Origin of the sequence: Actinomyces sp. MRS3W (assembly GCF_032465695.1) — a bacterium.
Classification (GTDB): Bacteria; Actinomycetota; Actinomycetes; order Actinomycetales; family Actinomycetaceae; genus Actinomyces.
The window spans coordinates 1-6,763 of record NZ_JAWDJJ010000052.1; the positions used below are offsets into that span (position 1 = coordinate 1).

Below are 6,763 nucleotides of genomic sequence, written 5' to 3' on the forward strand. Positions count from 1 at the left end.
GGTGAGGAAGGTGGAGGACATGCCGGCGCGCCCCTTGTCGAGGAACTCCAGCAACGTGGCATGTGTGCCCAGAGCGACGATGAGCTCGGCGCCGGCCTCATCCGCAAGCAGCATGGCGATGTCCTCGCTGGTGCCGGTGGCGGCGAACACGGTGTGCTCCACGCCCAGGTCCTCCACCCGTTTCAGCCCCGGCGCGCGCCCGTCACGGTAGGCGTGGACGATGATTTCCGCACCGGAGCCGAGCGCCTTGTCCGAGACGGAGTCCATATCGCCCACGATCATGTCGGGTCTCAGCCCCGCTTCAAGGACCGCATCCGCACCGCCGTCAACACCGATGATGACGGGCTTGTACTCGCGAATGTAAGGTTTAAGGGCTTTGAGGTCTTCCTTGTAGGAGTAACCACGCACCACGACGAGTACGTGTTTGCCCCCCATGCGGGTGCGAATGTCCGGCATGCCGACGCCGTTAAGCAGCAAATCGCGTTCGCCGCGCATGTATTCCATGGTGTTGGCGGCGAAGGCCTCCAGCTGGACGGACAGCCCCTCCTTGGCCGCCTCCATGAGGGCATCAATACTCTCCCGGGTTTGCATGGTGCCCTCGGCCAGGATGGTGGTGTCCTTGGCGGTAGCGCCGTCGCCGTCCGCTTCCCCGGAAACGTGCGTGCGCCGATGCCCGAGGCGTCCTTCAACCCGGACGCTGCCGGCGTGTTCGGATTCGGGATCGAGGTCGATGGTGACGCGTTGTCCGTCGTGCAGCCGCATGATGTCCGGGCCCAGGTCGTCGACGAGCGGAATACCGGCGTCGATGAGGATTCCGGGGCCGAGGTTCGGGTAGCGGCCGGACACCGACGGCGCGGCGTTGAGGACAGCTGCGGGCTTGCACTCGACCAGCGCCTCGGCGGCGACGCGGTCCAGGTCGACGTGGTCGATGACGGCGATGTCCCCGGCCTGGAGTCGTTTGGTGAGTTTCTTGGTACGCGCGTCCACCCGGACCATGCCACTGGGACGGTCCGGTGCCGGCGGGGCCTGCTTGCGGAACGGAAACGGGAATCTCACGCTTGGGATTCTGCCACGTGTGCCTCATCGATCAACTCAGCGGCATGCCGAAGGGCCGCGTCTGAGTCATCATGGCCGGAAAGCATGCGGGCAAGTTCACGTACCCGCGCCTGCCCGGCAACGGCGAGAACGCGCGTGCGCACGGTCTGCTGCTCTTCCCCGGATTCCTGCGGACCGTCGGGATCCCGCGGTGCCTGGGTGACGGGTTCCTTGAGCACCACGAGCTGGGTGTCGGCCCAGGCGGCGACCTGGGCCAGGTGCGTGACTACGACCACCTGGTGAGTTTGGGCGAGCCGTGCCAGGCGCCGACCGATCTCCCGGGCGGCGCGGCCCCCCACGCCGGCGTCGATCTCGTCGAAGACGAAGGTGCGTTGGTGGTGGGCGCTGGCGAGGGCCGGGTCCGCCCCGTTGTCTGCCAGAACCACTTCCAGGGCCAGCATGATGCGGGATAGTTCTCCTCCGGAGGCACCTTTCCCGAGCGGCAGAGCCGGGGCACCGGGGTGTGCGATCAGGAGCAGGGATACTGTTTCGGCGCCGGTGGGTCCGGGTTGACACGGTTGCAGGTCGACGACGAGGCGTGCGTCTTTCATCTGCAGGCCCTCGAGCTCGGTGTTGACCTCGTTCTCAAGACGCTCGGCGAGGCCCCGCCGGGCCGCGGAAAGCGTCTGCGCGACGGCTGCCAGCTCGTGTTCCGCCGCGGCAAGGTTCTCGCTGAGAGTCTCAGAGGTGCCGTGCGGGCCCTCGAGCTCGGCCAGCCGGGCGGCAGCGTTCTCACCCCAGGCGAGGAGGGCGTCGACGTCGTCGATCTGGGTGTTGGGACCGCCAATCTCCCGGCGGGCGCGGGTGAGTTCGGCGCGGCGATCCTGAACCCAAGCGAGGCGGGCGGGGTCGGCGTCGAGGGAGGCGAGGTAGTCGGTCAGTTCACCAGCCAGATCGGTGCCGACAATGCTGAACTGGTGCAGGCGTTCGGCGAGCGCCGCCAGGACCGGGTCGACGTCGGCAATATGGTCGAGGGATCTTTGCGCCGCCGCGATGAGCGCGGCCACGTCGGGAGCGTCAACGCTCGTCTCTTCGTCACCCACCAGTGCCGTGCGGGCGGTGGTGGCGGCGCGGCGCAGATCCTCGGCATGGTCGAGGCGCTCCGCCTCAACGGTCAGGGCGGCGTCCTCTCCCGGCTCAGGGGAGAGCTCCTCCAGCTGTGTGAGCCACCGGCGCAGATCTTCGGCCTCCGCAGCCCGGGCCTCGGTACCGGCCTGCCACTGCTCCAGCGCCGTGGCCGCCTGGTTCCGGGCTCGGTAGGCCTCGGCATAGCGTCGGCACAGGGCGGCATGCGTGCTCCCGCCAAGTCCATCGAGAGCGGCACGCTGGGCGGAAGCGGAGCGCAAGCGTAGTTGGTCGGCCTGTCCATGCACCGAGACCAACCGGGAGCCGACGTCCGCCAGGACGGTGGAGGGCACGGCACGGCCGCCCAGATGAGCTCGGGAGCGGCCGACGGCAGGGACGGTGCGCGAGGCGAGGAGTAGATCGTCGTCGAGTTCGGCGCCGGCTTCGGTGGCGCGCATGGCGGCGCGGGAAGCGGGAGACAGGATGAAGGCGCCCTCCACGAGGGCGCGCTGCGCCCCGGTGCGGACCATGGTGGTTTCGGCGCGTTGTCCCAGCAGCAGTCCCAGCGAGGTCAGCACCATGGTTTTACCGGCCCCGGTCTCCCCGGTCAGGGCGGTCAATCCCGGACTGAGGAGCAGGTCGGCCTTCTCGATGACCCCGAGATTCTCAATATGAAGCGATTCGATCACTGCGCCTCGCCCCGGCTTGGAAGCGCGTCGGCCGCCTCCGCGGTCCGCCACCCCTCCACGGGCAGGTCGAACTTGCGCACCAGGCGGGTGGCGAAAGGAGCGGTGTTGAGCCGAGCCAGGCGAACCGGCCGCTGCGCACGGGTGACACAGATGCGCGATCCGGTCGGTGCGTCGAGGCAACGGCGTCCGTCGCACCACACTTCAGCGCCGCCGAAGCCGGCGTGGTGAATGACGACTTCTAAACGGGAGTTGGGGCCGACCACGAGCGGACGGGTGAATAGGGCGTGTGCCGACAGCGGCACCAGCAGCAGCGCCTCGACCTCGGGCCAGATGACGGGCCCTCCGCCCGAGTAGGCGTAGGCGGTCGAGCCCGTCGGGGTGGACATGACCAGCCCGTCACAGCCGAAGGAGGAGACGGCCTGGCCGTCGACACCGACGGCGACCTCGACCATGCGTGCCCGGTCGCGCTTCTCCAGGGCAGCCTCGTTGAGCGCCCAGTCACGAGTGACGGAACCGTCGGGGGCATGTACTTCGACGTCAATGGTCATACGGGTGTCGACCGTGTATCTGCCGGCGACGAGGTCGGCGACCACCTGCTCGACGGCGTCGGGGTCGGCCTCAGCGAGAAAGCCGACGTGCCCGGTATTGATGCCCAGCAGCGGCACGTCCCGGTCGCGGGCAGCCTCGCTGGCGCGCAAGATGGTGCCATCCCCGCCCATTACGAGGACGAGGTCGACATCGCCGTCGAAGCCAGGTTCAACGGGCTCGACCCCGTGTGCGCGCAGGGCGGCCTCCGCCCGGGCGACAGCGGTGGCGGTAGGGGCGGCCTTGCGGTGCGGTGGGACGGGCTTGTCATTGAGGTCGCGCTGGAGGACCATGACGCGCCGGAGTTGCCGGCGGGCCGGCTGGCTGGGTTCGGTGGTGATCCCGGCCGCATGCGATGCGGTGGGAGTGGACGTGGTCTTCACGGTGGGCTCAGGAGCCGTTTCGGAGATCGTTTCCGTGGTCATGTGTGCCTCCCTCCCGGTGGCGATTGCGCTTGTTGAGGTTGTGCCCGGCGGGGCCGGTCGCGACGGCGCGGCGGGCCTCTTCCTGAAGCGCCGCACCGGTCAGGTCGGTCGGGGCGCCGGCCCGCCCCGCGTGCAAGTTGACAAAGTACTCGACATTCCCGGCCGGTCCGGGTAGGGGCGAGGCGGTGATGGCATCGATCCCCAGCCCCAGACCATGAGCACACTCGCATACGGCCAGCACGCTGTCGACATGCAGCTCGGGATCGCGGACCACTCCCCCGTGGCCAAGGCGCTCCTTGCCGACCTCGAACTGAGGCTTGACCATGAGCAGCAGGTCGGCGTCGTCGGCAGCGGCCCCGACCAGAGCAGGCAGCACGGTCGTCAAAGAGATGAAAGACAGGTCACCGACCACGAGGTCGGGAGCGGGCGCGACCGTCTCAGGTTGAAGCGTGCGCACATTGGTGCGTTCCAGAACCGTCACGCGTGGGTCGGTGCGCAGCGACCAGGCAAGCTGGCCATATCCCACGTCAACAGCGACGACGCGCGCGGCACCACGACGCAGCAGAACATCCGTGAACCCGCCGGTTGAGGCGCCGGCATCCAGACAGCGACGGCCCGCAATGCGCGGGGCCAGATTGCGCTCATCCAGGGCGTCGAGCGCCCCCGCGAGCTTATGTGCGCCCCGAGAGACATAGTCGTCGGCATCCGGGGAGATGATCTCGATGGCCTGCGCAGGATTGACCTGGCGAGCGGGCTTGGTCACCACTGCCCCGTCGAGGGTGACGTGGCCGTCGTTGATGAGTCGCGCCGCGTGGGCGCGCGAGTGAGCCAGCCCGCGCCGGACGAGCTCGGAGTCGATGCGAATGAGCCTTGCCATACGGCGGTATCAGCTCTCGGTCCGGCGCAGTTGCACAGCTAGCGCTTCATGAATGGCGACCAGTTCCGCGGCGCGCTCATCCAGTGGCAGGGCCGCGGCGGCCTCAAGCCGCGAGCCGAGGTCCACCGCCGGCGCGGACGAAGGCGAGGCTGGCGGAGCGGGGCGTGGCATCGGCTCAGATGTGGTGGTCATCGTGGGTGACTCATGAGGTGAGGACCCGGAGCTCGGGCACGTTGAGAGGGTTGGTGCGGCCGTCATGAGCGTCGGCGTACTCCCACAGGGCGCATGCCAGTGCGCGATAGCCGTCCAGGGTGACCTCGGCGGATGCGGCGGTGAGGATTCCAACGCCCTGGCGTTCCACGCCGGTGGCGGACACGCGCCAACGCTCGTCGCCGACCTGCCACCAGGTGGCGTCCTCTGTGGATATGCGGCGCGGCTCGGGGTGAGGTTCAAGCAGGCCGCGCAAGTCCGTGTGCAGGTAGGTGGGCCGTTCCTCGGGGGCCGCTACAAGCACATCGCGGGCGGTGTTGACCCCGGTGAGCACATGCAGCCCGGGGATGTCTGCAGCACGGGCGCCGACGTGGTCGGTGTTGAGTCGATCGCCGACGGCCAGCGGCTTGGTCCCGCCCGCACGCTGCAGGGCGCGCTCATACATGCCCGGGAAGGGCTTGCCGCCGGCAAGCGGCTGGCGTCCGGAGGCGTTGGCGACGGCGGCAACGAGACTGCCGTTGCCCAGGGCGAAGCCGCGTTCGGTGGGCAGGGTGGCGTCCAGGTTGGTGGCCACGTGCAGGGCACCGTTGGTGATCGCGTACAGTCCCTCGGACATCATGGCCCAGTCGACGGAAGGATCCCAGCCCTGCACGACGGCGGCCGGCGCATCTTCCGCGGAGGCCACGACGGTGAACCCTTCAGCGGTGAGTGCCTGCCGCAGCCCTTCGCCGCCGATCACGAAGACCGAGGCGCCGTCGGGCAGGTGCTCGTGCAGCAACGCGGCTGCGTCCATAGCGGCGGAGAAGACCTCACCGGCGGAGGCGACAATGTCGTTGTGAGCGAGTTTGTCGACAACAGCTTGCGGAGCGCGCGACGCATTGTTCGTCACGAAGACCAAGCGCATCCCGTACTCGCGCGCGCCGTTGGCGCCATCGGCAGCATGCGGCACCCGCGCATCACCGGCGAAGCAAACCCCGTCCAGATCAAGCAGCGCAACGTCGTAGGCCGCTGCCAAGGGCTCGCGGCAACCGCGCAGAAAAGCGGAGGTGCTGTGGAACTGATTCTCCATGGCGCCTCCTTTCAGGCTTCGGCGTCCTCGGCGGGTTCGACGGCGTCCTCCACCGCGTCGACAGGGGTCACGTCATCGGCATAGTCGTCTTCAATGTCGTAGACCTCGACGGTCTCGGCAGGCTGCTGCCCCTCACCGATACGCTCGCGGATCTTCGCTGCCTCTTCGGTGCGTCCAAGCTCTTCGAGCCGATCCGCGCGCACGGAGTGAAGCCGCCGCAGTGTTTCGCGATCGCCACGGAACATCATGATCGCCTCTTCAATGACGACCAGTCCCAGCTCGCTCTGCCCCATATCGTGACGTACCCCCGAGACCACCATGGCGATCTCGGCCTCTTCCACGTCATCGAGCTGTTTAGGATCCGCTTCCTTGGCAACCTTGAGGGCCTGCTGGTAGCGACCCAGCGCGCGCTCACAATCCGCCTCAATGGCGCGGTGCAAATCCAGCCCCGACAGCCGTCTGGCAGCACGGATCTCCCGCAGTGCCTCAGCGTAATGACCGGAAAGATAGGCGGCGATTCCGGTGGCCTCTCGCACCACCGCGACGCGCCCGGCATGCGACGCCGCATAACGCGCGTGCTCGTAGGCCAGCTCCGGATCAGAGTCCAGTAGTCGTTGCACCATCACCAGGTGTCGCGCCACATTCTCCGCGTTCGCCCGTCCCAGGGCGCGCAGCTCGCGCCTGGCTGAGGCCTCCAAGTTTTGCGGCGCCACGTCCGCCGGCACTGGCGGTTCGGGCACGCGTGCAC

Annotated in this window: 6 protein-coding genes and 1 pseudogene; all 7 read right to left on the reverse strand. The window is 68.3% G+C overall.

Translation table 11 applies throughout. The features are described from left to right. The coding region (steA, locus tag RWX45_RS01500) for a putative cytokinetic ring protein SteA (protein ID WP_316022027.1) at positions 1–996 on the reverse strand (996 nt) is incomplete at its 3' end. Between the two features lie 56 nt (positions 997–1,052). Further along, positions 1,053–2,849: a DNA repair protein RecN gene (recN, locus tag RWX45_RS01505; RefSeq protein ID WP_316022023.1), complete on the reverse strand. Its 1,797-nt coding sequence runs from the start codon at positions 2,847–2,849 to the stop codon at positions 1,053–1,055. After that, complete coding sequence (locus RWX45_RS01510) at positions 2,846–3,727, reverse strand: NAD kinase (protein ID WP_316022028.1); 882 nt, start codon at positions 3,725–3,727, stop codon at positions 2,846–2,848. Before RWX45_RS01510 ends, recN begins: the two co-directional genes overlap by 4 nt. 97 nt (positions 3,728–3,824) lie before the next feature. After that, positions 3,825–4,736 carry a TlyA family RNA methyltransferase gene (locus tag RWX45_RS01515; protein ID WP_316022024.1) on the reverse strand — a complete coding sequence of 304 codons (912 nt, stop codon included), beginning with the start codon at positions 4,734–4,736 and terminating at the stop codon, positions 3,825–3,827. Between the two features lie 9 nt (positions 4,737–4,745). Continuing rightward, complete coding sequence (locus tag RWX45_RS01520) at positions 4,746–4,928, reverse strand: hypothetical protein (RefSeq protein WP_316022025.1); 183 nt, start codon at positions 4,926–4,928, stop codon at positions 4,746–4,748. A 10-nt stretch (positions 4,929–4,938) separates the two neighbouring features. Continuing rightward, entirely contained in the window at positions 4,939–6,015 is a 1,077-nt protein-coding gene (locus RWX45_RS01525) for an HAD-IIA family hydrolase (RefSeq protein ID WP_316022026.1), read from the reverse strand. Between the two features lie 41 nt (positions 6,016–6,056). Next, positions 6,057–6,638: pseudogene (locus RWX45_RS01530) on the reverse strand (hypothetical protein); the annotation flags it as partial. Positions 6,639–6,763 lie beyond the last annotated feature (125 nt).

Excerpts from the sequence above, each read along its gene's own strand:
- RWX45_RS01510 (WP_316022028.1), bottom strand. The coding sequence starts at position 3,727 with ATGGTCCTCCAGCGCGACCTCAATGACAAGCCCGTCCCACCGCACCGC.
- RWX45_RS01515 (WP_316022024.1), bottom strand. The coding sequence starts at position 4,736 with ATGGCAAGGCTCATTCGCATCGACTCCGAGCTCGTCCGGCGCGGGCTG.
- RWX45_RS01520 (WP_316022025.1), bottom strand. The coding sequence starts at position 4,928 with ATGACCACCACATCTGAGCCGATGCCACGCCCCGCTCCGCCAGCCTCG.
- RWX45_RS01525 (WP_316022026.1), bottom strand. The coding sequence starts at position 6,015 with ATGGAGAATCAGTTCCACAGCACCTCCGCTTTTCTGCGCGGTTGCCGC.